Raw genomic sequence first — 645 nt, 5'->3', positions numbered from 1 at the left:
ACCTTCACGAAAAAGACGTGCTGTTTTTTATGACCGTTCGCGGCCATGTGGTACGTGAAGCGCGCTTGGTGCCACTGGATGAGTTGGATGAAGTCAAACTTAAACTGTGTGAGCAAGTGTTTGTCACTGAGAAACTGACACAAAGTGAGTCTGCGCCTAACTTAAGCGCGGTCAGTGACAAAATGGATACGGCCCCAGTTCTTGAGCCTCAAGACAAACAAGCGTATGCACTGAAATCTCAGCGCCCGAAAACGCTGGCCGTGGCGGCCATTGTGCTCGGTGTGATGTTGATTGGCGTCAGTCAGTTCACTCACTACCAAGCCAAACCAAAAGACACAGTGCAACAAGTAATCGATGAATATCACGCCTACCGCACAGCGGTCGGGCGCGCTCAAAGCGCCGCCGATGGCATGATGCACGCCCTGTCCTTGACCGCAACCAGCGCCCTCGCTCCATCAGGGTGGGCATTAAGCAAAATCTCGCTTAAAGGCAACAATCTGACTGCGGTCTTCAATCGTGAAGACGGTGGTTTGCTCTCAACCGCAAAAGCGTGGCTAGCCAAGCATTCCTTAAGCAATGCCGTCTTGACCATCGACACCCTCACCCTCAGTGAGCCCATGACGGTCAAACTGGACAAGTGGACAA

1 protein-coding gene is annotated in these 645 nt (G+C 52.6%); it reads left to right on the top strand.

Features of this window, described 5'->3' with window-relative positions; all coding sequences use genetic code 11:
- Positions 1-29: 29 nt before the first annotated feature.
- Positions 30-645, top strand: a 616-nt coding sequence (locus tag R7E78_RS27570) for a hypothetical protein (RefSeq protein WP_318058810.1), incomplete at its 3' end; no start/stop codon positions are given.

The organism is Vibrio sp. YT-19(2023), from assembly GCF_033337395.1.
Note: the sequence above shows the minus strand (reverse complement) of the source record. Positions and strands in the feature narration are given on the sequence as shown.